The 22,019-nt window shown below is 67.4% G+C and carries 19 protein-coding genes and 1 pseudogene; 14 read left to right on the top strand and 6 right to left on the bottom strand.

Annotated elements, in window-relative coordinates; translation table 11 throughout:
- Positions 1–184, bottom strand: a pseudogene (locus LCL87_RS24540) (pyridoxal 5'-phosphate synthase lyase subunit PdxS); the annotation flags it as partial.
- A 44-nt stretch (positions 185–228) separates the two neighbouring features.
- Positions 229–819, bottom strand: a complete 591-nt coding sequence (locus tag LCL87_RS24535) for a TetR/AcrR family transcriptional regulator (RefSeq protein ID WP_225024060.1) — start codon at positions 817–819, stop codon at positions 229–231.
- A gap of 393 nt (positions 820–1,212) precedes the next feature.
- Here LCL87_RS24535 and LCL87_RS24530 point away from each other — a divergent pair, with 393 nt between their 5' ends.
- The 7 genes from LCL87_RS24530 (at position 1,213) to LCL87_RS24500 (ending at position 9,306) form a co-directional block, all read left to right on the top strand.
- Positions 1,213–2,436 carry a DegT/DnrJ/EryC1/StrS family aminotransferase gene (locus LCL87_RS24530; protein ID WP_031938551.1) on the top strand — a complete coding sequence of 408 codons (1,224 nt, stop codon included), beginning with the start codon at positions 1,213–1,215 and terminating at the stop codon, positions 2,434–2,436.
- A 194-nt stretch (positions 2,437–2,630) separates the two neighbouring features.
- Positions 2,631–3,866, top strand: a complete 1,236-nt coding sequence (locus LCL87_RS24525) for an amidohydrolase family protein (RefSeq protein ID WP_225024059.1) — start codon at positions 2,631–2,633, stop codon at positions 3,864–3,866.
- Complete coding sequence (locus LCL87_RS24520) at positions 3,863–4,723, top strand: SDR family NAD(P)-dependent oxidoreductase (protein ID WP_225024058.1); 861 nt, start codon at positions 3,863–3,865, stop codon at positions 4,721–4,723. Before LCL87_RS24525 ends, LCL87_RS24520 begins: the two co-directional genes overlap by 4 nt.
- The gene (locus tag LCL87_RS24515; RefSeq protein ID WP_225024057.1) at positions 4,720–5,583 is read left to right on the top strand and encodes an amidohydrolase family protein; all 864 of its coding nucleotides are present in this window, start codon (positions 4,720–4,722) and stop codon (positions 5,581–5,583) included. Before LCL87_RS24520 ends, LCL87_RS24515 begins: the two co-directional genes overlap by 4 nt.
- Positions 5,584–5,589: 6 nt before the next feature.
- Entirely contained in the window at positions 5,590–7,791 is a 2,202-nt protein-coding gene (locus LCL87_RS24510) for an acyl-CoA dehydrogenase family protein (RefSeq protein ID WP_225024056.1), read from the top strand.
- Entirely contained in the window at positions 7,788–8,675 is an 888-nt protein-coding gene (locus LCL87_RS24505; protein ID WP_225024055.1) for an SDR family NAD(P)-dependent oxidoreductase, read from the top strand. Before LCL87_RS24510 ends, LCL87_RS24505 begins: the two co-directional genes overlap by 4 nt.
- A 40-nt stretch (positions 8,676–8,715) precedes the next feature.
- Positions 8,716–9,306 (top strand): TetR family transcriptional regulator, encoded by a 591-nt coding sequence (locus LCL87_RS24500; protein WP_225024065.1) that lies wholly within the window; start codon positions 8,716–8,718, stop codon positions 9,304–9,306.
- A gap of 90 nt (positions 9,307–9,396) precedes the next feature.
- Here LCL87_RS24500 and LCL87_RS24495 read toward each other — a convergent pair whose 3' ends face one another.
- Positions 9,397–10,551, bottom strand: coding sequence for a 3-ketosteroid-9-alpha-monooxygenase, oxygenase component (locus LCL87_RS24495; RefSeq protein ID WP_225024054.1), 1,155 nt, complete (start codon positions 10,549–10,551; stop codon positions 9,397–9,399).
- Between the two features lie 495 nt (positions 10,552–11,046).
- On the opposite strand from LCL87_RS24495, the gene LCL87_RS24490 reads away from it, so the two are divergent.
- The 4 genes from LCL87_RS24490 to LCL87_RS24475 all read left to right on the top strand — a co-directional run bounded on the left by LCL87_RS24490 (position 11,047) and on the right by LCL87_RS24475 (position 16,242).
- A complete protein-coding gene (locus LCL87_RS24490; protein WP_225024053.1) occupies positions 11,047–12,651 on the top strand; it encodes an ABC transporter substrate-binding protein in 1,605 nt (534 codons plus the stop codon).
- Positions 12,652–12,705: 54 nt separating this feature from the next.
- Positions 12,706–13,593 (top strand): IclR family transcriptional regulator, encoded by an 888-nt coding sequence (locus LCL87_RS24485; RefSeq protein WP_225024052.1) that lies wholly within the window; start codon positions 12,706–12,708, stop codon positions 13,591–13,593.
- A gap of 100 nt (positions 13,594–13,693) precedes the next feature.
- Positions 13,694–15,253, top strand: a complete 1,560-nt coding sequence (locus tag LCL87_RS24480) for an ABC transporter substrate-binding protein (RefSeq protein WP_225024064.1) — start codon at positions 13,694–13,696, stop codon at positions 15,251–15,253.
- 35 nt (positions 15,254–15,288) lie between these two features.
- Complete coding sequence (locus LCL87_RS24475; RefSeq protein WP_225024051.1) at positions 15,289–16,242, top strand: phosphotriesterase family protein; 954 nt, start codon at positions 15,289–15,291, stop codon at positions 16,240–16,242.
- A 34-nt stretch (positions 16,243–16,276) separates the two neighbouring features.
- On the opposite strand, the gene LCL87_RS24470 is transcribed toward LCL87_RS24475, so the two are convergent.
- From LCL87_RS24470 to LCL87_RS24460, 3 genes are all read right to left on the bottom strand, one after another.
- Positions 16,277–16,963, bottom strand: a complete 687-nt coding sequence (locus LCL87_RS24470; RefSeq protein ID WP_225024050.1) for an SDR family NAD(P)-dependent oxidoreductase — start codon at positions 16,961–16,963, stop codon at positions 16,277–16,279.
- Between the two features lie 30 nt (positions 16,964–16,993).
- Positions 16,994–17,620: a TetR/AcrR family transcriptional regulator gene (locus LCL87_RS24465; protein WP_225024049.1), complete on the bottom strand. Its 627-nt coding sequence runs from the start codon at positions 17,618–17,620 to the stop codon at positions 16,994–16,996.
- 121 nt (positions 17,621–17,741) lie between these two features.
- Complete coding sequence (locus tag LCL87_RS24460; RefSeq protein ID WP_225024048.1) at positions 17,742–18,809, bottom strand: enoyl-CoA hydratase/isomerase family protein; 1,068 nt, start codon at positions 18,807–18,809, stop codon at positions 17,742–17,744.
- 97 nt (positions 18,810–18,906) lie between these two features.
- Between LCL87_RS24460 and LCL87_RS24455 the strand changes: the two genes are divergently transcribed.
- The 3 genes from LCL87_RS24455 to LCL87_RS24445 all read left to right on the top strand — a co-directional run bounded on the left by LCL87_RS24455 (position 18,907) and on the right by LCL87_RS24445 (position 22,015).
- Complete coding sequence (locus tag LCL87_RS24455; RefSeq protein WP_225024063.1) at positions 18,907–20,136, top strand: CoA transferase; 1,230 nt, start codon at positions 18,907–18,909, stop codon at positions 20,134–20,136.
- Positions 20,133–21,542, top strand: a complete 1,410-nt coding sequence (locus LCL87_RS24450) for an amidohydrolase family protein (RefSeq protein WP_225024047.1) — start codon at positions 20,133–20,135, stop codon at positions 21,540–21,542. The genes LCL87_RS24455 and LCL87_RS24450 overlap by 4 nt, the downstream gene beginning before the upstream one ends.
- A gap of 176 nt (positions 21,543–21,718) precedes the next feature.
- Entirely contained in the window at positions 21,719–22,015 is a 297-nt protein-coding gene (locus LCL87_RS24445) for a hypothetical protein (protein WP_225024046.1), read from the top strand.
- Positions 22,016–22,019: the final 4 nt, after the last annotated feature.

Here is a 22,019-nt window from a genome sequence, read left to right as displayed (position 1 = left end):
CCATGACCGCGACGGCGCCGGCGTCCTCGGCGATCTTGGCCTGCTCGGCGGTGACCACGTCCATGATGACGCCGCCCTTGAGCATCTCGGCCATGCCCCGCTTGACGCGTGCCGTGCCGACCTGGGCGAGCGAAGCGACGGGGGATGATCCGGTGCCGGTAGTGGTGGTGTCGGAGTTGCTCACAGCAGATTCTTCCTTCGCTGTACGGGGTGGTGGGGGTGCAGGTGCTATCGGGTGGGCGCGGCCATGCCGTCGAGGAACACCGTGATGCAGTCGTTCGAGAGCTCGTCGATCGTGTAGGGGTCGTCCGGCTTGCGCCAGTAGACGGTGAACCACACCGAGTCTCGGAGGAATCGGTGGAACACCCTGGACGGAACGTCCTTTCGCAGGACGCCGGCGTCCTTGCCTGCCTCGATGGCGTCGAGCCAGATGGTCTGGATCTCGTCCGCGATCGTGCGGGCCTCGTCGAAGTCGCGCAGGCCACGCAGGTTGGGGAACTCTGCGTGATAGACCTTCGTCGCGTCGGGGCGTGCGGCGCCCGTCGCGAGCGAGACGTCGACGATCGCCTTCAGCCGGGCGCGGGGCTCGAGCCGGTCGAGCTCCATCGTGCGGTAGTTCGCGAGTAGGTCCGAGAGGAATACCGTGACCAGTTCGGTGACGATGGCGCCCTTCGACCGGAAGTAGTGGTACAGCGCCCCGGCATTCAGGCCGACCTCGTCGCCGATCTCCCGCATCGACGTCCCCGCGATGCCACGCGCCGCGAACAGCGTGGCTGCGGCGTCGAGGATCTCGGACTTGCGGTCCTGGGGTTCCGCCACTTCAGTCCCTTCCGATTTGAACACTCATTCAACGACATTAACCGCGCCGGTCACGTCGCGTCAAAGCGGCACCGTCCCACTGCCCGATGATCCGTCGAACATGATTGGCGCCGTGTCGATTCGGGCGAAGGTGCTGCGACAACCCGGCTGCGGTCCCGTCTTGACGGCATGCATCCCTCGGCCTATATTCGCCTTGAATGAACGTTCAATACGATTTATTCGGGCATGAGGTTGCGTCACCCGGCGATGCGGCCCCGCGGTTGCTGTGAAGCGGTGCCGGCGCGGATGTGACGCCCGCCCATGCTCTTTCCGTCCCGTTCGTGGCGCGGGGACACTCGGTGTCCGCGCGAACCGTGGATGCGGACACCTTCCCGAATTCGACGAGGAGTTCCAATGACCAGGGTTGTCTACGCCCGCAGTGTTCACGACGAGCGCGAGATCGAGGCCTGCCTCGAGGTCCTGCGCGGTGGTCCGTTCGCGCTGAAGATCGGCAAGAACGTCGCCGAGATGGAGCGCAAGGTCGCCGACCTGTACGGCAAGAAGCTGGGCCTGATGTGCAACTCGGGCTCGTCCGCGCTGTACCTCGCGCTCGAGTTGCTGGATCTGCCCAAGGGCTCCGAGGTCATCACGTCGCCGCTCACGTTCTCGACCGACGTGTCCCCGATCGTCCGCGGTGGCTGGATCCCGGTGTTCGTCGACGTCGAGCCCGACACCTACAACGTCGACGTCAGCAAGATCGAGGAGCTGATCACCGACAAGACCAAGGCGATCCTGGTTCCGAACCTCGCCGGCAACGCGCCCGACTGGGACGCGATCCGTGAGATCGCCGACAAGCACGACCTCAAGGTCATCGAGGATTCGTGTGACTGCATCGGCACCACCCTGCGCGGCACGAAGACCGGCTCGCGCTCGGACATCACGGTCACGAGCTTCGCGATGTCGCACATCATCACGGCCGCCGGTAACGGTGGCATGGTGTGCCTCGACGACGAGAAGCTGCGCGACAAGGGCCTTATGCTGCGCCGCTGGGGCCGCCGCTCCGAGCCGCACCTGTTCGGCTCCGAGCAGGCGAAGACCGGTCGCGTCTTCCGTGAGGATCTCGACGGTGTCGCGTACGACAACGACTTCATCTTCGACGTCCTGCCGTGGAACTTCGAGCCGTCCGAGCTGGGTTCGGCCTTCGGGCTGGTGCAGTTGAGCAAGCTCGAGGTCAACTACAAGCGCCGTCACCAGATCTTCGACGCGTTCAGCGCGGCCTTCGGCGCCTACCCGGAACTGTTCCGTCTGCCCAAGCCGCTCGAGGGCTTCTACACCGCGTGGCTGTGCTACCCGGTGACGATCCGCGAGGACGCCGGTTTCGCGCGCGGGGATCTGCAGGAGTCGCTCGAGGGCGCCGGCATCGACACCCGCACGGTGTGGAGCGGCAACGTCACGCGCCACCCGATGATGCGCAACGTCGAGTACCGCATCCCCGAGGGCGGCCTGCCGTTCGCGGACGAGGTCTTCGAGCGGGGCATGTCGCTCGGTATGAGCCACGGCATGAGCGACGAGGAACTCGATCACGTCGTCGCGAGCATTCACGCGTTCGCCTCGAAGTTCGCGACCGCGAAGCAGTAGCGTTCCACTCTCCTCACGAGCCCCCGGCCTCCTGGCCGGGGGCTCGTGGCGTTCCGGGGGCAGGTCAGGGGCTATGTGAAACCAGATTCTATCCAAGTTCGCTTTCGCATCTTGACATGCGCGTGATCCGCGCTACTCTCGAATCAAGTGCATAGAACACGGTTTCAATAGGGCCGTCGATCAGGAGTGTCATAGTGACGAACGAAACCCCGTACATCCTCATCTCTGCCGACAGCCATGCCGGCGCCGACCACGCCACCTACCGCGAGTACCTCGATTCCCAGTGGCACGAGGAGTTCGACGCCTGGCGCGGCAAGTACAAGAACCCGTACCGCGACCTGGTCGACGACGGCCGAACCCGCAACTGGGACAACGAGCGTCGGCTGGCCGAAACGCGGGGTGACGGCACGGTCGGAGAGGTGCTGTTCCCGAACACGGTCCCGCCCTTCTTCCCCAGCGCGGCGGTGCTCGCGGGTCCGCCGCGGGCCGAGGACTTCGACAAGCGTCTCGCCGGCGTGCGTGCACACAACCGCTGGTTGAAGGACTTCTGCAATGACGCTCCCGCGCAGCGTGCCGGCGTTGCACAGGTGTTCCTCAACGACGTCGACGAGGCGATCAAGGACGTCCAGTGGGTCAAGGAGAACGGACTGCGCGGTGGCATCCTGCTTCCCAACCTCGCTCCGGACATCAAGTGGGTCAAGCCGCTGTACGACCCCGAGTACGACCGCCTGTGGGAGGTCTGCGAGGACCTCGGCGTGCCGGTGAACAGCCACGCGGGCACCGGTCTGCCGGACTACGGCCGCTACAAGACCGCCTCGATGCTCTACATCAACGAGGTGGGCTTCTACTCGATGCGTCCGCTCGTGCAGATGATCCTCTCGGGTGTGTTCGAGCGGTTCCCCAAGCTCAAGTTCGCGGTCTCCGAGCAGGGGTGCTCGTGGGCCCCGGACCTGATGCGCCAGCTCGACACCGTCGACCTGCGCGTCAAGCGCACCGGTCGGATCGGCGAGTTGTTCTACAGCGAGGACGAGCAGTTGCCGCTGCGTCCGAGCGAATACTTCCGCCGCAATGTGTGGGTCGGCGCGACGATGCCGTCCGCGCAGGACATGGCGTCGCGCGACACCCTCGGCGAGGGCAAGTTCATGTGGGGTAGCGACTACCCGCACAACGAGGGCACCTACCCGTTCACCCGCGAGTGCGTCCGCCAGGTCATGCACGACGTCGAGGAGGCGGAGCTGCGGAAGCTGTTCGCGGAGAACGCGGCCGAGCTGTACGACTTCGACCTCGACGCGCTGGCCCCGCTGGCGGCGAAGTACGGCCCCACACCGTCCGAGGTCGCCCAGCCGCTCACCGAGCTGCCCGAGAACCCCAACGACGTCCTGCTGCGTGAGTCCTTCGCCAAGCAGCTCGAAGCCGAGCTGAGCGCGTGACTCGGCGGTTCGAGGGCCATCGGGCGATCGTCACCGGTGCCAGCCGCGGCATCGGGGCGGCGATCGCCCAGCGGCTCGCCGCGGAAGGTGCCGCGGTCGCGATCGTCGCGCGCACCGTCGACGAACCGGATCGTGGTTTCGACGGGACCCTCGCGCAGACAGCCGACCTGATCCGCGCGGGCGGAGGTACGGCCGCGATCGTCCCCGCCGCGCTGGAGGATCCGGAGTCCCGGGCGCGGATCGTCCCGGAGGCCGAGGCGGCACTGGGCGGGCCCGTCGACATCCTGGTGAACAACGCGGCGGCTGCGATCTTCCAGCCGCTGCGGGACTACCCGGCCAAGCGGGCGCACCTGACGTTCGAGGTGAACGTGCATGCGCCACTCGATCTCGCACAGCGGGTGATTCCGGGAATGCGTGAGCGGGGTGAGGGCTGGATCGTCAACATCACCAGCGGCACCGCCCGGATTCGCCCGGTCGAACCGTTGCCCGCGGGGGAGACCGATCTCGACGCCGACATCCACGGCACCGCGCTGTACGGGATGAGCAAGGCCGCGCAGGACCGGATGACGGCGGGCCTGGCCGCCGAACTGAACGGCACCGGAATCCGGGTCAACGCGGTGCGCCCGCGCTCGGCGGTCGCCACCGCCGGCGCGATGTCGGTGGCGTCGAACATGGTCGGCTCGCAGTGGTTCGTCCCCGAGTCGCTCGAGGAGATGGTCGAGGCGGTGACGTGGCTGTGCGGCGCCGCGCCGCACTACACCGGCAACGTCGAGGCCAGCCTGGACATTCTCGAGCGTGAGAAGGTCAGGGTCCGGGACCTTCATGGCAGGCCTATCTCGAAGGAGCAGAACGCATGACGCCCTACGACGGCATCCCCATCGTCGACACACACATCGGTTTCCGCGAGGCCGGCTACGACGAGTACGCGTTCATCACGCGGCAGACGAAGGATCGCGAGAGCAACGACGAGTTCAGCATGCCGGCGCAGTACATGTTCAAGGGTGTGCCGGACCTCGCGACCGACGATCCGATCTCGGTGACGTTGCACGAGATGGACAAGCACGGCATCGAGATCGGCATGGTCAGCATGGCCAAGGAATCCGGGCAGCGCGCCGTCCGCATGTTCCCGGACCGATTCGTGCCGCAGGGTTCGGCGGTCGATCCCAACGACATCATGGGCACACTGACCCGGATGACCCGTGAGTACGAGGAATTCGGCATCCTCTCGGTGAGTTCGTTTGCCGCGGGTACGTTCCCGCAGGTGGCGCTCAACGCGCCGCAGATGTATCCGATCTACGCCAAGTGCGTCGAACTCGACATCCCGATCTTCGCGTGTGCCGGAATTGCGGGTCCGCGACTCAAGTCGGCGGTCCAGCACGTCGAACTGATCGACGACGTGATGTTCGATTTCCCAGATCTGGTATTCGTCACGCGGCACGGCTGCGAACCGTGGGAGGATCTGGCCGTCAAACTAATGATCAAATGGCCCAACCTGTACTACTCGACCTCGGCGTTCGCGCCCAAGCACTACCCGAAGGCGATCGTCGACTACGCGAACACTCGCGGCGCCGACAAGATCATCTACGCCGGGTACTTCCCTGCCGGGTTGACCCTGGACCGAATCTTCGGCGACATGCCGGGCGTGCCGTTCAAGGACGAGGTGTGGCCGAAGTTCCTGCACGAGAACGCCCGCAAGGTGCTCAAACTGAAAGGTTGATCGGATATGCCGATCGGTATCGGACCAGATCACGACGCACTCGCCGACTCGCTCGCGCGGTTCGCCGCCCGCGAGGCACCCGTGGAACGGACCCGCGCGCAGGTCGAGGAGTTCGCGCGCGGCGATCGGCCCGCCTTCTGGGAGCAGTTGGTGGGTATGGGGATTCCGTCGCTACACCTGGCCGAGGAGTACGACGGGGCGGGCGCGGGCCTGCTCGAACTCGCGGTGGCGCTGGAACAGTCCGGGCACGGGTTGGTCCCCGGCCCGCTGCTGCCGACGGTCACCGCGAGCGCCGTGATCCAGTCCCACGGCACGGATGCGGCACGAAAGGCGCTGCTCCCACGCCTGGCCGGCGGCGCCACGGGCGCGGTCGCGTTCGAGACCGGCACCGTCACCCTCGACGGTGACGGCGACGAGGTGGTAGCGACCGGAGAGACGATTCCGGTCCTCGGTGCGGTCGGGGCCGAGATCCTCGTCCTGGCGGGTCAGTGCGGTGAGCGGCCGGTGTGGTTCGCGGTGTCGGCGAGCGACGCCGGCGTCGAGATCGTCGCCGAGGAGGGCGTCGACCTGACGCGGGACATCGGGCGGGTGCGGCTGTCCGACACGCGGATCCCTGCGGAGAACGTCCTCGGTGCCGGGGCGGACGAGGTCGCAGCGATCGCCGCGGTGCTGCAGTGCGCGGAGGCCGTCGGCGTCGCGCGCTGGGCGCAGGAGACCAGCCTCGCGTACGCGAAGATCCGCGAACAGTTCGGGCGCCCGATCGGGTCGTTCCAGGCGATCAAGCACAAGTGCGCGCAGTTGTTCATCCGGATCGAGGTGATGACCAGCGCCGTGTGGGATGCCGCGCTGGCCGCGGACAGCGGTGACCGGCAGCAGCTCGCACTCGCGGCGGCCCGGGCGGCGACGGCGGTGCGCCGCGAGGCGGTCGACGTGGTGCTCGAGGCGCTCACCCTGCTCGGCGGCATCGGCAACACATGGGAACACGACATCCACCTGTACTGGCGACGCGTCGTGAGCCTGCTCGCGCTGGGCGGTTCGCCGGATGCGTGGGCCCGTCGTGCCGGCGAACTGGCGCTGATCACCGAGCGGGAGTCGGTACTGGGCGTCCCGGATCGTCCGGAGTTCCGCGCCGGTGTCGCGGCGACGATCGCCGAGGCCGCAGCACTCGACGCGGTGGCCTCACGGGTGCTGCTCGCTGATCGCGGGCTGGTTGCGCCGCACTACCCCGAGCCGTTCGGCCTGGGGGCAGACACCGCTGCGCAGCTGATCATCGCCGAGGAGTTCGAGCGAGCCGGAATCGCTCAGCCCAGCACGGTCATCGGTGAGTGGTCGCTGCCGTCCATCCTTCAGTACGGCACCGACGAGCAGATGCAGCGCCTCGTGTCTCCGACCCTGCGCGGCGAGATCATCTGGTGCCAGCTGTTCTCCGAGCCCGGTGCGGGCTCCGATCTCGCGTCGTTGACGACGTTCGCCACCAAGGTCGACGGCGGTTGGCGCATCGACGGCAACAAGGTGTGGAACTCCAAGGCGTACGAGGCGCACTGGGGGATCTGCCTGGCACGGACCGATCGCGACGTCCCCAAGCATCGGGGGATCAGCTTCTTCCTCGTCGACATGTCGGCGCCGGGAGTGGAGGTCCGGCCGCTCCGGGAGGCCAACGGCGACAGTATGTTCAACGAGGTCACCCTCGACGGGGTCTTCGTTCCGGACGCCGACTTGGTGGGTGCGCCAGGGGAGGGCTGGAAGGTGGCCCGCACGACGCTCGCGAACGAGCGGGTCGCGATGGGCAACACCCCGGTTGCGGGCAGCTATCGCTACGATCCCGTGGAGGTGGCGCGGTCCCTGGACCCGAACACCCGGTACGACGCGCTGCCCGCGCTCGGCCGGATCACCTCGACCACCGGCGCCCTCGATGCGCTCGCGCATCGCGGCGTCCTCAAGCGACTGTCGGGCCTCAACCCGGGGGTCGAGGCGAGTGCGCTCAAGGCTGCTTCCGCGCACCACATCACCGACGTCACCGCACAGGTGCTCGAATGGTTCGGGCCGGAGGCGGCCGTGGGCAGCCTGGGCGCGGACGTCTCAGGTGGTGGGCGCGCGGCCAAGGCATATCTCGCGACGCCGAAACTGCTGATCGGTGGCGGCACCCTCGAGATCCAGCTCAACGTCATCTCGGAGCAGATCCTCGGGCTGCCGCGGGAACCACGATGACCCGTCAACTCCTCGGCGGCCGCACCGCGATCGTCACTGGAGCCAGCGAGGGTCTCGGCCGTGCCGAGGCCCTCGCCCTCGCGGAGGCCGGCGCCGACCTCGTGATCAACGCCCGTAGTGATCGGATCGAGGACGTCGCCGCGGAGATCCGCAGCGTCGGTGGATCCGTCGTGACGTGCGTCGGTGACGTCGGCGAGCAGGCCACCGCGGATCGCCTCGTCGCGCTCGCGGTGGAGCGGTTCGGCCGACTCGACGTCCTGGTCAACAACGCCGGGATCATTCGGGATCGCATGGTGTTCAACATGTCCGCGGAAGAATGGGACGACGTGCTGCGAGTCAATCTGCGCAGCACGTTCCTCACGACGCGCGCCGCCACCGACCACTGGCGGCGTCGGGCGAAGGAGTCTGCGGAGCCGGTCTACGCCCGCATCGTCAACACGTCGTCGGAGGCGTACGCGTCGGGTCCGCCGGGTGCCGCCAACTACGCGGCGTCCAAGGCGGGCGTCGTCGCGCTGACGATGTCCACGGCCCGCGGATGCGCGTCGTTCGGTGTGCGGGCAAACGCCATCTGTCCCCGGGCGCGTACCGCGATGACCAGCGACGTGTTCGGTCCGGGGCCGGAGGCGGGGGCGGATCCGCTGTCCGTCGAACACGTTGCGCCGCTCGTGGTCTACCTCGCATCGCCCGCGGCCGAGTCGGTCAACGGCCGGGTTCTGGTGGCGTACGGGGACCGGATCGACGTGATGACTCCTCCCGCCGTCGAGGCGAGCCTACGGTCGGCGTCTCGGTGGAGCCAGGACGAACTGCACGACGTCCTGGGCGGGTACCTGGCGCCGTCGTTCCCGGAGTCGACGCCGGAGCCGGAGTCGGCGGTGACCGGTTGACGATTAGGCTGCATTCGTGACCGAATCCGTGGCCGTGCCGATGAGCCCCGACGACATGACCGACGCGCAGCGCGCGCGTCGGCGGCACCTGCTCGACACCGTGATCGAGATGCTCGCCGAGACGAGCCCCGACCGGATACAGATGCGCGAGGTGTCGGAGCGGTCCGGGGTGGCTCTCGGGACGCTCTACCGGTACTTCCCCGCGAAGCAGCATCTCCTCGCCGCCACGATGGTCGCCTGGAACGACATTCTCGCCGAACGGCTGGCCGAGGAACGCGAGTCGGGTCGCCGTCGGAGCGCGCACGGATCGGTCCTGGATCGGGTCGTGGACCTCTACACGCGGCAGATGAAGGCATTCCAGCGGGGACCCAACTTTGCGCGTCTCGAGGTCGAACTGCAGACCTCCGATGATCCTTATGTTCGGGACACTCTCGACGAACGGTCCGCCGCGAACCGGAAGGCGCTGTTCGAATTGATGGAAGGCGTGCCCGCCGAGCGGGCACGCCTCGCATCGTTGTCGATCGGCAGCACGATGCTCAATTCGCTCGTCCTGTGGACGACCGGGAGGATCGGATTCCCCGAGGCGTTGCGCAACGTCCAGGACGTGTCCCGCCTGGTGCTCGGAGAATAGTTTCGGCCGTCCGACCCGAAAATGCTTCTGTGACAGGACCGGCCACGCGAATGCTCGCGCGGCCGGTCCTCGTCTACGTCCTGTGAGCTGTCAGTTGCCGCTCGCCGCTCGAGCTGCGCGGCGCTCGAGGTTCTCCGCGACCTCGCGCCGCCAGGCCGCGACGGGCTTGGTGGTGTCCATCTCGAACTCGAAACGGTTGGTCATGTCCGGGGTGACGTCGGCGACGTCGACGTAGAACTGCTCGTACCAGCGACGCAGCTGGTAGACCGGGCCGTCCTCCTCGCACAGCAGCGGATTCTCGATGCGCGTCTTGTTCTTCCAGATCGCGACGTCCTGCTCGAAACCGATCGCGATGAACTTGGCCATGCCGGCGGCCAGTGCCTGTGCCTTTTCGCCACTCACCGCTTCGCTCTGTCTGACCTTGATGCCGTACATGAGGACGAACTCGTTCGGTGAAACGGGGTAGTGGCAGTTGATCAGGATCGAGTCGATGTCGAAATCCGGGTAGTGGTACGTCAACTCGTCGATCATGAAGGACGGACCGTAGTAGGCGGCCACCGAGCTGTTACCCGTCGATTCGGGTTCGCCGTCCCGACGAGGCCGGGCCATGTCCTCGCGTCCGACACCCTCGTGGAACTGCGTCGCGGTGTGGCCCTCGAAGATGTTCTTGAACTTGATGGGGAAGCCGTAGTGCACGTAGAAGAAGTGCGCCATGTCGACGACGTTGTCGATGATCTCGCGGCAGTTGGTGTCGATGGTGATCTGCTTCCACACCCAGTCGGTCCACTCCTCGCCGGGAGCGGTCATGTCCGGGATGGTGACCTCCGCCGGCGGCTGGTTGCCCTCCGGGTCGTGCCAGACGAACAGCAGGCCGTCCTTCTCCATCGTCGTCCACGCGCGGGTCTTGGCGAGCGGGGGAACGCGGCGGGCGTAGGGGATGTCGGTGCACTTGCCGTTGCCGTTCCAACGCCAGTCGTGGAACGGACACGCCACCGAGTCGCCCTTGATCTCGCCCTGGCTCAGATCGCCGCCCATGTGTCGGCAGTAGGCGTCGAGGACCTTCAGATCACCCTGGCTGTCGGCGAACACGACCAGCTTGGTGCCGAAGGCGTGGATCGAGTGCGGCTTGCCGTCGCGGAGGTCACGCGTCAGACCGACGCAGTGCCAACCACGCGCGAATCTGGTCGGCGCCGTGCCGGTTTCGATCATTCGGACTTCGCTGCTGTCTGTCGCTGATGTCGTCATGTGGTTCCCATACATTCGTGGTACTTCCTGCAGGATCAATCGGGGATGTGACCACTCGGTCAGTCCCTCGAATGGCGCCGGCCGCTCGTGAGTCACACATCTCGAGGTGGGAAAGCGGTCGGTTCGGACCGGCCGCGATGTGGTTGCAGGGCACTGTCACGCGAGAGCGACTCTACAGCAGAGGAATTGGAATCCACGGAGACCGATCGGTCGCTGCAGCCGGGATCGCCGACGCGTCGCGCAGTGGAACCCGATTCTATTAGGGCAGACGACTTCTACGTATTAGGGCGTATGTCTTGCAATCCCGTATGGCAATAGTGTTCCATGTCACTGGAACAAGATTCCTTCTTCCGGCGAGGCTGCGTTGATTGCCGCCTCATGCCGACCGCTGCCCGGGCTGTTCGAGGCGTCCGGTGGCCGTCGTGACATCGGTGCAGTCGGCCCGATGAACAACGAGAAGTCATTCACATCGAGAGGACGGATATGTTGCATCGAATGTGGCGCGGATGGCGCTCGGCAGCTCTCGTGGGCATCGGCGCACTCGCCTTGACGGCCTGTGCTTCGGCTGACGGCCAGGACTCCGCCGGTGGGTCGACCGTCAGTGGCACGTACGCGATCGGCTACGTCGGCGATCGTGCCGGCGGGGGAGACCCTGTCGACGGTGGCATCGTGACCTACGGGTCGTACGGCTTCCCGGCAACGCTGGACCCGACCAAGACCCTGATGGCCGGGTCGACGGGCGGAACCGAGCTGGCCGCGATCTACGACACCCTGGTGCGGTACGACTTCGAGAAGTCGCAGTACGTCCCGCAGTTGGCAGCCGGGCTCAGCTCTTCGGACGACGGGCAGACGTGGACCGTCACGCTGCGTGACGGGGCCACGTTCAGTGACGGCACACCGGTCGACTCGGCAGCGGTGAAGTGGAGTCTGGATCGCTATGTCGCCTCCAAGCGCGATGTGGCGCAGGTGTGGACGAACTCGGTTGCCGGCGTCGAGACACCCGACGCGAAGACGGTGGTCATCCGGCTCCAACGCCCGTGGACCGACTTCCCGGTGCTGCTTGCGGCCGGTCCGGGCGTGATCGTCGCGCCTAGTTCGGAAGCCTCGGGCTCGTTCACGCCGATCGGCGCCGGACCGTTCACCGTCACCCGGTTCGCACCCAACGAGGTGCTCGAGCTCGCGCCGCGCGCCGACTACGTCGGAGGCAAACCGCGACTCGCGGGTCTGCGCTTCGTTCCCACGGCCAACGCCCAGGGCATGTTCGAGTCCATTCGCAGTGGCGAGCTCAATGCCGGCTATCTCTATCGGAACACCGAGGTCATCGACAGTGCCATCGATTCGGGCCTCGAGGGCTACCGCGATCTCCAGGGGCTCGGCGCGATCGGAGTGATCAATCAGCACGAGGGTCGTCCGGGTGCTGACGTCCGGGTTCGTCGGGCGATCGCGCTCGGTATCGATCCGGAGGCCTTGAACCAGCGCGTGAACGGCGGAAAGGGACCTGCCGGCTCGGCGATGTTCCCGGAAGGCTCGAAGTGGCACAACGAGGTTGTGCCGGGCGTCGCCTACGATCCGCATCAGGCGCGGGAATTGCTGAGCCAGGCCAAGGCCGACGGCTACAACGGCAAGCTCACGTACGTGGCCATCAACGAAGAGGCCTCGCGTCAAGGCGCGCTCGCCGCGCAGGCCGCGCTGAACTCGATCGGCTTCGACGTCGAGGTCGCGTATGCCAACAGCGTCACCGACCTCACTCGCCGCGTCTACGTCGATCGGGACTTCGACATCGCCCGCAGCGGTGCGTCGCTCATCGACGCGGCACCCCTGCTGCGCCTGTACGGGTCGCTCGGCAGCACATCGAGCAACAATGCCGCGGGCTACAACTCGCCCGAGATGGACGCTCTACTGGTGAAGCTGCAGACCGCCGGAAGCGACGACGCGAAGCAGACTGCCATCGACGACATCCAGAGGCTAGCCGACGAGACCGTTCCGTACGCGGTGTGGGCGCCGACCGTCGTGTACACCGCGTGGACGCCGAAGTTGCACGGAGCCAACGTCAGTATCGACAACGTCGTCCTCTTCGACGATGCCTGGATGGAGCAGTAGCCGGCTCGGCGCTCGACCTTTCGAATCCGCAGTGATCCAAGTTTGGAGGTCTCGATGACGCGAGTCGACCCCGCCGAATCAACCGCCGCGACCACGCCGCGCCGCAGAGTCGCACCGTCCATGATCGAGCGAATGACGTTGATCGTGGACGTCTTCGAGGACCGGTCGACCCGGCTGACGCTCGAGGAAGTGGGGATTCGCGCGGGGTTGCCGCGTTCGACGGTGCACCGGATCCTGGAGCAACTCATTCGTCTCGAGTGGGTGGAACACGCCTCGTTCGGTTATTGCCTCGGCAGCCGGGCGCGCAGCTTCGGGGGCGGGATCGACGGTGAGATCAGAGCTGCGGCAGCACCGTTGCTGCACGAGCTGCACATGCAGACCGGCATGGTCGTGCACCTGACCGTCCTCGACGGTGCCGAGAGCGTCTACCTGGACAAGAGAGGAGGGCGCTTCGCGTCCAGCCTGCCGTCGCGTGTCGGTGGCCGCGGCCTCGCCTACGCGACGGCAGGTGGCAAGGCGATGCTCGCGTGGCTCGACCCCGCCCGTGTCGACGGACTCTATGACGAACGACTGGCCCGCCGCACCGATCGGACGATCACCGACATCGCGACACTGCATCAGGAACTCAACAGAATCCGACAACGCGGCGGTCTTGCCTTCGAACAGGGCGAGTCGGTCCGCGATGTCGCGTGCGTCGGCGCGGCAGTCCGCGGTGCCGACGGGCCAGTCGCCGCAATCTCACTGTGTGGGGACGCGCGCACCTCGAACCTCGAGCGAGTCGCCCCTCTCGCGGTCGACGCGGCAGCAGAGGTGTCGCGAATTCTGAATCCGGCGTTCGGCGAGCCACGTCCGGGTCGGCGCGTGGCCGGCACACGCGCCGCCACCTGGTCTACGGACGCCCTGGAGCGCCTGGTCTCGATCCAGACCGGACGCTGGGTCTGAACGCGATCGAGCTCGGCCGCCGGCGGAGCTGGACAACCTCTCACGAAAGTAGGCCTCGTTGAAGCGATCACATCTGCTCTTCGTCACCGACCTGGTCGCGATGATGACCGCGACGGCGCTGCTGGCCGGATGCGCCGTCGGCGGATCGAGCTCTGCCACCGACGCCTCCGAGGTCACGACGGGCCTGGTCGGCGAGCAGGCCGACGGCGGCGACGCCGTGTCCGGTGGCACGCTGTCGTATGCGACGTACAGCGCGGTGAGCAGCCTGGACCCGGCCGATCGGCAGGACGGCGGGGCGACCGGCGGCACCGAGATGGCGGCGATCTACGACGTGCTGATGCGCTACGACACCGCGACCAAGGAGTACCAGCCGCAGCTGGCGCAGTCGCTGACATCCAGCGGCGACAACACCGTCTGGACGCTGAAGCTGCGCGACGGGGTGAAGTTCAGCGATGGCACCGCGGTGGACGCGGCTGCGGTGCGGTGGAGCATCGATCACTACCTCGAGAAGAAGGGCACCCACACCCAGGTGTGGAATGTGACCGTCGACAGCATCCAGTCCCCGGACACCTCGACCGTGGTGTTCACCCTGAAGCAGCCGTGGAACGAGTTCCCGATCCTGTTCACCACCGGACCAGGCATGATCGTGGCCCCGTCGTCGATGGCGAACGGCACCTTCGCGCCCGTCGGCGCCGGACCGTTCACGGTCGAGAAGTTCGCCGCACAGGACGAACTGGTGCTGGCCGCCAACCCGGGGTACCGGGACGGCAAGCCGAACCTGGACAAGCTCCGTTTCCCGGCGATCGTCGGCGACCAAGCTAAGCTCGACGCGCTGCACACCGGTGGCATCCAGGCCGCGTATCTCAATCGTGCAGAGGTCGTGCACAGTTCACTGGAGTCCGGTGACATCGGCTACGTCTACACCGTCAGCCTAGGCGGCAACGGGATCATCAATCAGCGTGAGGGCCGACCTGGCGCAGACGAACGCGTCCGCAAGGCGATCGTGGCGGCGATCGATCCCGAAACACTCAATCAACGTGTCGACGGAGGATTCGGAATGCCCGGCACCGACATGTTCCAGTCCTGGTCACAGTGGCACGGCGACGTCGAGGGGACCGGATACGACCCCGAGACGGCCGAGAAGTTGCTGGCCGAGGCCAAGGCCGACGGCTACGACGGCAAGCTCACCTACACCAGTCTCCACGAGCCCGGAGCCCAGAACCGTGCGCTGGCCTACGAGGCGATGCTCGAGTCCGTGGGCTTCGTAGTCGAGATCGCCTACTCCAACAATGTGAACGATCTCGTGAAACGTATGTACGCACAACATGACTACGACATCGGGAACGCCGGCTTCAATATTCTCGAGGAATCGCCGTTCATGCGGATGTACGGCAACTTCTACGGCGGGTCGACATCGAACGTCCTCGGCTACGAGAACCCCGAGATGGATGCCCTGCTCGGCACATTGCAGTCCGCTCGCAGTGACGACGAGCGGCGCGCGGTACTCGATGACATCCAGACGCTCGTGAACGGAACGGCTCCCACCGTGGTCACCGGTGCGGGCAAGTACTTCATCCCCTGGAGCAAGAACGCGCACGGCATCAAACCCAGTGCCGACGGCATCATGCTGTTCGGCGACGCGTGGCTCGCTGCCGGGTGACCTCGCTCTTCCCTACCGATCCGAAGGAGACCCGCATGCCTGTCAACACGGTCCTCGGACCGCGCGACAGCTCGGAACTGGGCCAGACCCTCATTCACGAGCACATCGTCACCGCCGATTGGTCGATGCGAATGGCGTTCGGCGAGCACTACTACGAGCACGATGTGATCGTGGACCGCGCGGTCGCCCAGTTCCGGCGTGCCAGGGAGAGCGGCGTGCGGACGGTGGTCGACGGCACGCCGGTGAACATGGGGCGCGACATCGGTCTCATCCGCGAGGTGGCCGAGCGGTCCGGCGTGGATTTCGTCGTGTCCAGCGGCTTCTACTACCAGGAGGAGGTCTTCCTGAACTGGCGCAGCGAGGACGAGATCCACTCGTGGCTGAGCAGGGAGTGCGCCGAGGGCATCGCCGGCACCGGCGTGCGCCCCGGAATCATGAAGGCGGCCTGCGCCGATGACGGCATCACCCCGATCCTCGACCGGGTCTTCCGCGCCATCGGCAGGGTCGCCGCCGAGCAGCGACTGCCCATCTTCTGCCACCACCACACCGAGGTCGGCAACGGCGAGGCGATCCTGGATCTGTTCGAGGATTGCGGCGTCGCGCCGAGCCAGGTCGTCCTCGGCCACAGCGGCGACACGAACGATCTCGGCTACCTGGAGAAGATGCTCCGGCGCGGCTGCTACCTCGGGATGGACCGATTCGGGCACTGCGCGGTCGGTAACGGCCTCCAGGATCGGGTCGGCACGGTCGTCGAGCTGTGTGCGCGTGGCTACGGAGACCGGCTACTCCTGTCCCACGATCTGGCAACCTATTTCGGGGTCTTCGGGTCCTGGCAGGACTTCAAGGCTGACGAATCGGTCAAGCCGGCAGTCGATTTCACGTTCATCAACACGAACGTGGTCCCTGCCCTCGAATCCGCCGGGCTCGACCCGGAGGCCGTTAGGGCGATGCTCGAGCGTAATCCGGCAGAGTTCCTGGAGGTTCACTGACCGGAGCGAGTCGGTGAACCTCCGGGAACGACCGTCAGAGACCCAGTGGGATGGCGGCACCCGAGATCGGCGCGGAGTCGTCCGAGAGCAGGAACGCGATCACCTTGGCGATGTCGGCCGGAGCGACCCAGTTGGCTCGGTCCGAGTTCGGCATCGCGGCACGGTTCGCCGGGGTGTCGATCACGCCGGGCAGCAGGGCATTCGACCGGATGTGATCGCCCTTGTACTCGACCGCGATGGACTCGGCGAGCGCGAGAACGGCGGCCTTCGACGTGCTGTAGGCGGTGCCGCCCGGGAACGGCTTCAGGGCGGCACCGGACGACATCGACACGACCGAGCCGCCGCCGTTGGCGACGAGATGCGGAAGTCCCTCGCGCAGAACCGCATACGTGGTCTTCACGTTCAGATCCAGCTGGCGGTCGATGGCCTCCGCGTCGGCCTCGTGGGTGCGCGGACCCGACTCGAATCCGCCGACGAGATTGACCAGTGCCGTCAGCGGAGCGTCGGAATCACCCGCGGCGACTGCGACAGCTGCGGAGAGTTCGGCCGGAACCGACACGTTGCACCGGACCAGTTCGAGACGGTCGTGCGCGTCGAGGCGGGACGCCTCCGACGGCTCGATGAACGGCACCACCACTCGCCGGCCGATCGACAGCAGGTGGTTGGTGACGGCGACGCCCAGGGCGCCGGTTCCGCCGGTGACGAACGCTGTTTCAGTCATGCTTGGATCCTTCGCAAGTTCAGGGAGGAGTCAACGGTGGTCGGAAGCGACCCAGCCGTTGAAGAGGAAGTCGACGAACTCGTCGGCGAGCTTGACGCCGTCGACGTCGGGGTCGCCGTCGCACGTGTAGTTGGCGTTCAGGACGGAGCGGAAGGCGACGGCCGCCAGCGCCACGTCCATGTCGCGGAACGTGCCGTCGTCGACACCCGCTCGGATGATCCGCTCCACCGCATCGGCCCAGCGCTGGCGCTTCACCTGAACCTCGGCGAGCTGGGCGCCGTTGAGCCGCATCCATTCGCGCTCGAACACCTTCGCGGCGTCCGGGTTGGCCATGGACCAGCGCAGGTGGATACGGGCGAGCATGCGGAGCTTGTCGATCGCACCGACATCGGAAGCCTCGACGAGTCGCAGTGCCGCCTCGCCGCTCTCCGCGATCTCGCCGACGATCTGGTAGAGCAGGTCTTCCTTGCTCTTGATGTGGACGTAGAGGCTGCCCGCATGTACGCCCACCAGCGAACCGATGTCTCGCATCGACGTCCCGTCGTAGCCGCTCTCGGCGAACTGCCGTAGTGCCGCCTCGCGGATCTTCGTGACGAAGGCAGTCTTCGCTTCGCTGGGGCGATCGCTCGCCGACTCCCGATCGAGCTTCGACGGCATGCGCACGGCCTTCCTGCGGCAGGGAGCGCGAGTGCTCGTGCTCCGGTTCCTGTTCGCCAATCATGGCAGGAGAATCCGGGGGCTGCAACAAGCGTTTGGTGTGCTGCGTGTCCGGTCCTGGTCAGCGGATCGCGTCCACGAGCCCCCAGTCCAACGCGGTGCGGGCGTCCAATCGGGCTCCCGTCACGAACAGGTGCATCGCACGCCACCGCCCGATCCGCCGCGGAATGCTCGCCGTGCCGCCCGCGCCGGGGATCAGGCCCATCTCGACCTCGGGCAGTCGGAACCATGCGTCGGCACTCGCCACGACACGGCCGGCGAACGCAGGAATTTCGATGCCGCCGCCGACACAGGCACCGTGGACGTGCACCTCGATGCGCTCGGCCAACTCGTGGACGAGCAGTCCGGCTCCCGCTCGTGTGCGGATCAGGTGCGCCAGTGTGAGATCGGGCGTCGTGCCGAATTCGTCGAGGTCGCCGCCGGCACAGAACGACGGACCGGCGCCGTCGAGCACGACGTCGGTGATCGACGGATCCGATGTCGCGATGGTCAGTGCGGACGTGAGCGCGTCCCGCAGTCGGGCGCCGTACGCGTTGCGGCGTTCGGGGCGGTTGAGAGTGATCCGCAGTTCGTCGCCGTGGCGGGCCACCAGGACGGGGTCCCGGTGCGGGGGCGGAGGCAGCGGTCGCGCTCCGCGGCGTTCGAGCCACCGCGCGAACTCCGGGCCGCCCAACAGCGTCGAATAGGCGAGCGATTCGACGTCCACGGCAGGGCGGGCGTCGAGGCCGCCGCTGCTCCGGAGAACCTGGCGCAGGACGACCGAGGCCTGCGGATTCGCGGCGACCCGGGACGCGAAATCGCGGACGGCCCCGTCGAGATCGGGAACCGCGACGACGGAACGCGGGGCACGGCCGTCGATGCTGTCGGTGTACGTGGCGTCCAGTTGGTCGGTCAGCACCGTCCGAGTATTCGAGCATCCGCGGCTCACGCCGAGCAGGATCCGATCGGCGGCGTGGGCGCGCCGTGCCGCGGCGGCGAGCACCGACGCGTCGTCCGGTCCACCCGGGCCGGGAGTCAGGTCGACGACCATCAGTGGTGTGTCGATCGCCCCGGAGTCGTCGAGCAACGGTGCATCGGCGGCGCCGTCGGCGAGCTGGCGAGCCGTGATGTGAGGAGGGTGGAAATCCATTCGGTCCTCGTAGATCGAAAAGCTTTGTGCAAGTGTTGGGTGCGTGAAGTCTAGAACGAGGTTCTCGATTCCGGCACCCCGGGCGGCGTCGCTGCAGATGGACCGGATCCGGGACTGGGCGGAGAGCGGAGCGGTGGCGCTGACGGGTCCTGCCGAAGGCCCGCCGGTCGTGCCACCGGGCCGGGCCGCGTCGTATGCACGGGAACTCTCGGGCTGGATCGGCGCGGCAACGGCCGACACCGCACACCCGGTGCGGGTCGACGGTGCCCGGTTGCTCTCCGAACGCGCCGCGTACACGGGAGGTGTTCGAGGCGGGAGCATCTCGGTGGGACGGCACTGCCGACTGCTTCCGACGGCAGACGGGTGGGCGGCCGTCTCGTGTGCTCGACCCGACGATGCCGCGCTGCTCGGCGCCCTGGTCGGCCGCGACGTCGGCGACGATCCCTGGCCCGCGGTGGAGTCGTGGCTGCGCGAGCATCCCGGCACGGAATTCGCGGAGGGCGCCGAGATGCTGGGTATCGCCGGCGGACCCGTTATCCATCGCTCGCCGACGCAGTCGCTGCCGATCAAGGCCCGCCCCCGGTCGGTGGAGGGTCTCGTGGTGGTCGACTTCAGCGCGTTGTGGGCGGGACCGCTGTGTTCGCACCTGCTCGGTGCGGCGGGCGCGCGAGTGATCAAGGTCGAAACGCCGAATCGCCCGGACGGCGCGCGGTTCGGGGATCGCCGGTTCTACGACGTGCTGCATTCCGGTCACGAGTCGGTGGTCCTCGACCCGGATACCGAGTCCGGGCGCCGGGCCCTGGCGCGCCTCGTCGAGGCCGCGGACATCGTCGTCGAAGCGTCACGGCCTCGCGCGCTGGAACGCTTCGGGCTCGACGCTGCGGCCGCCTGCGCGGCCGGGACCACGTGGGTGTCGATCACCGCGCGTGGACGTGATTCGCCGGCAGTCGGATTCGGCGACGACGTCGCAGCGTCGAGCGGCCTGGTCGCGGCCCGCCCCGAAGGTTCGCCGATGTTCGTCGGTGACGCCATCGCCGATCCGCTCACCGGTCTCACCGCCGCCGTCTGCGCGATGAGCGACCCGCCCGGTAGCGGCCCTGGTCACCTGTGGGAGGTCTCGATGTCCGAGGTGGTGGCGACGACGCTCGTCGACGTCGAGGCGCCCGCGCCCGTGGTTCGCCGGCGAGGAGACCGGTGGGTGGTCGATTGCGAATCCGGCGAGGTGGAGATCGCCGAACCCCGCCGTCGGGCCGGGACCTTCGCGCCCGCGCCCGCACCCGGGCGCGACACCGACCGGGTGCTGCGCGAGCTGGGAGTCCCTGCATGACGGGCCAGTTCGTCATTCGGAACGCGGAGGTCGACGGCCGCCCCGGTGTCGACGTGCGGATCGTCGCGGGCCGGATCGCCGAGGTGGGACCGAATCTGCCTCGCGGGTCCGGGACCTCGCTCGATGCGCGCGGAGGGGCCGTCCTGCCCGGACTCGTCGACCACCACCTGCACCTGCACGCGATGGCGGCGACCCGGAACTCGGTTCGCTGCGGTCCGCCGGACGTACAGGGACCGGAGGACCTGGAACGAGCACTGGGCGAGGCTGTCTCGGAGCACGGCTGGGTGCGCGGCGTCGGCTACGTCGAGACCGTCGCCGGGGATCTGGAGGCGACCACGCTGGACCGGCTTCACACCCGCAGACCGGCGCGGATCCAGCACCGCAGCGGCGCGATGTGGATCCTCAACAGTGCCGCGATCCGTGCAACCGGACTGGACGCCGTCGTCCACCCCGGTGTCGAGCGCGACGCGGACGGGCAAGTCACCGGACGAGTGATTCGTGCCGACGACCTGCTCAGGACCCGGCTCCCGCGGTCGCGTCCACCCCGGCTGGACGCCGTCGGAGCGGACTTGACGCGACTGGGTGTCACCGCGGTCACCGACGCCACCCCCGATCTGGGCGCCGATTCGCTCGCGGCGCTGGTCGACGCGACGAGATCGGGTGACCTGCCGCAACGGTTGCACCTGTTGGGCGTGCCGCTCGGCGACAGCCTGACCGGCGGCGATGTCGACCGGGTCACGGTGGGGCCGTACAAGATCGTGCTCGCGGACTCCGAGGTGCTCGACCTCGAGCGTTTGGCCGACACGATCAGACGGGTGCGGGCGGCCGGACGGGCGTTCGCGGCGCACAGCGTCAGTAGGGAGTCGTTGGTGCTGCTACTCGCGGTGCTCGACGATGTGGGCTGTGTTCCGGGGGACCGGATCGAGCACGCGTCCATCGTGCCGGCGGAGGTCGTGGACGACCTGCGCCGGTACGGGGTGACGGTCGTGACTCAACCCGGTTTCGTGGCCGATCGCGGCGAGGACTACCGGGCCCGGGTCGACGAGCGCGATCACCCGGATCTCTACCGCTGCCGGACGCTCCTGGACGGCGGAGTGCCGGTGGCGTTGTCGAGTGACGCCCCCTACGGCCCGCTCGATCCGTGGGCGGTGATCCGGGCCGCCGCCACCCGCAGGACCGACTCCGGGTCGGTGTTCGGCGCCCCCGAACGGATCGATGCAGCGGCGGCACTGGCCGCCTACCTGGCCCCCGTGGATCGACCCGGTGACCCGGCCCGGCGGGTGCAGTCGGGCGCCGCGGCGGACCTGGTCGTCCTCGACGTGCCGTTGCGCACGATGCTCGACGCGCCCGATTCCGGTGCTGTCGGAACGGTTCTCATCGACGGCCACGTGGTGTACGCGAAATGACGGGGGAGGTGGACGTGCTCGGTCGCGGTGTTTGACGTAGCTCACATCGGGCTGCAATAGTGCTTGCAACAAACGTTTGCTCGGATTCTGGACCGGGCTGATCCGCGCGGGCAACGACGTCGTCACCGTGTGCCCGAGAGCATCGATCTCGAATAGAACCTCAAGGAGTCAATCTCATGCAGTTGCGTGTCGGAGCCAGATTGCGGAGCACCACGTCGGTCGCCGAACTGATCGTCATCCGGATTCCCGGACAGGACGTCGACATTCGCTGCGACGGCGCACCGATGGTCGCCCCGGAACAGGCCGGGGACCCGGCGGGGAGCACGAGCGGCGACCTTCAACTCGGCAAGCGTTACTGCAACGACGACGGCACCGTCGAACTGCTGTGCACCAAGCCCGGAAGCGGCGTGCTCACGGTCGGCGGCGAGACATTGGGTGTCAAGGCGCCCAAGGCGATGCCCGCCTCGGACTGAGGGA

This window comes from Prescottella equi (assembly GCF_020171745.1).
Lineage (GTDB): Bacteria > Actinomycetota > Actinomycetes > Mycobacteriales > Mycobacteriaceae > Prescottella > Prescottella equi_A.
Note: the sequence above shows the minus strand (reverse complement) of the source record. Positions and strands in the feature narration are given on the sequence as shown.

Excerpts from the sequence above, each read along its gene's own strand:
- LCL87_RS24460 (WP_225024048.1), bottom strand. The coding sequence starts at position 18,809 with ATGGATTTCCACCCTCCTCACATCACGGCTCGCCAGCTCGCCGACGGC.
- LCL87_RS24470 (WP_225024050.1), bottom strand. The coding sequence starts at position 16,963 with ATGACTGAAACAGCGTTCGTCACCGGCGGAACCGGCGCCCTGGGCGTC.
- LCL87_RS24475 (WP_225024051.1), top strand. The coding sequence starts at position 15,289 with ATGCCTGTCAACACGGTCCTCGGACCGCGCGACAGCTCGGAACTGGGC.
- LCL87_RS24510 (WP_225024056.1), top strand. The coding sequence starts at position 5,590 with ATGCCGATCGGTATCGGACCAGATCACGACGCACTCGCCGACTCGCTC.
- LCL87_RS24490 (WP_225024053.1), top strand. The coding sequence starts at position 11,047 with ATGTGGCGCGGATGGCGCTCGGCAGCTCTCGTGGGCATCGGCGCACTC.
- LCL87_RS24530 (WP_031938551.1), top strand. The coding sequence starts at position 1,213 with ATGACCAGGGTTGTCTACGCCCGCAGTGTTCACGACGAGCGCGAGATC.
- LCL87_RS24445 (WP_225024046.1), top strand. The coding sequence starts at position 21,719 with ATGCAGTTGCGTGTCGGAGCCAGATTGCGGAGCACCACGTCGGTCGCC.
- LCL87_RS24495 (WP_225024054.1), bottom strand. The coding sequence starts at position 10,551 with ATGACGACATCAGCGACAGACAGCAGCGAAGTCCGAATGATCGAAACC.
- LCL87_RS24465 (WP_225024049.1), bottom strand. The coding sequence starts at position 17,620 with ATGCCGTCGAAGCTCGATCGGGAGTCGGCGAGCGATCGCCCCAGCGAA.
- LCL87_RS24450 (WP_225024047.1), top strand. The coding sequence starts at position 20,133 with ATGACGGGCCAGTTCGTCATTCGGAACGCGGAGGTCGACGGCCGCCCC.
- LCL87_RS24480 (WP_225024064.1), top strand. The coding sequence starts at position 13,694 with ATGATGACCGCGACGGCGCTGCTGGCCGGATGCGCCGTCGGCGGATCG.
- LCL87_RS24500 (WP_225024065.1), top strand. The coding sequence starts at position 8,716 with ATGAGCCCCGACGACATGACCGACGCGCAGCGCGCGCGTCGGCGGCAC.
- LCL87_RS24505 (WP_225024055.1), top strand. The coding sequence starts at position 7,788 with ATGACCCGTCAACTCCTCGGCGGCCGCACCGCGATCGTCACTGGAGCC.
- LCL87_RS24515 (WP_225024057.1), top strand. The coding sequence starts at position 4,720 with ATGACGCCCTACGACGGCATCCCCATCGTCGACACACACATCGGTTTC.
- LCL87_RS24485 (WP_225024052.1), top strand. The coding sequence starts at position 12,706 with ATGACGCGAGTCGACCCCGCCGAATCAACCGCCGCGACCACGCCGCGC.
- LCL87_RS24455 (WP_225024063.1), top strand. The coding sequence starts at position 18,907 with ATGGACCGGATCCGGGACTGGGCGGAGAGCGGAGCGGTGGCGCTGACG.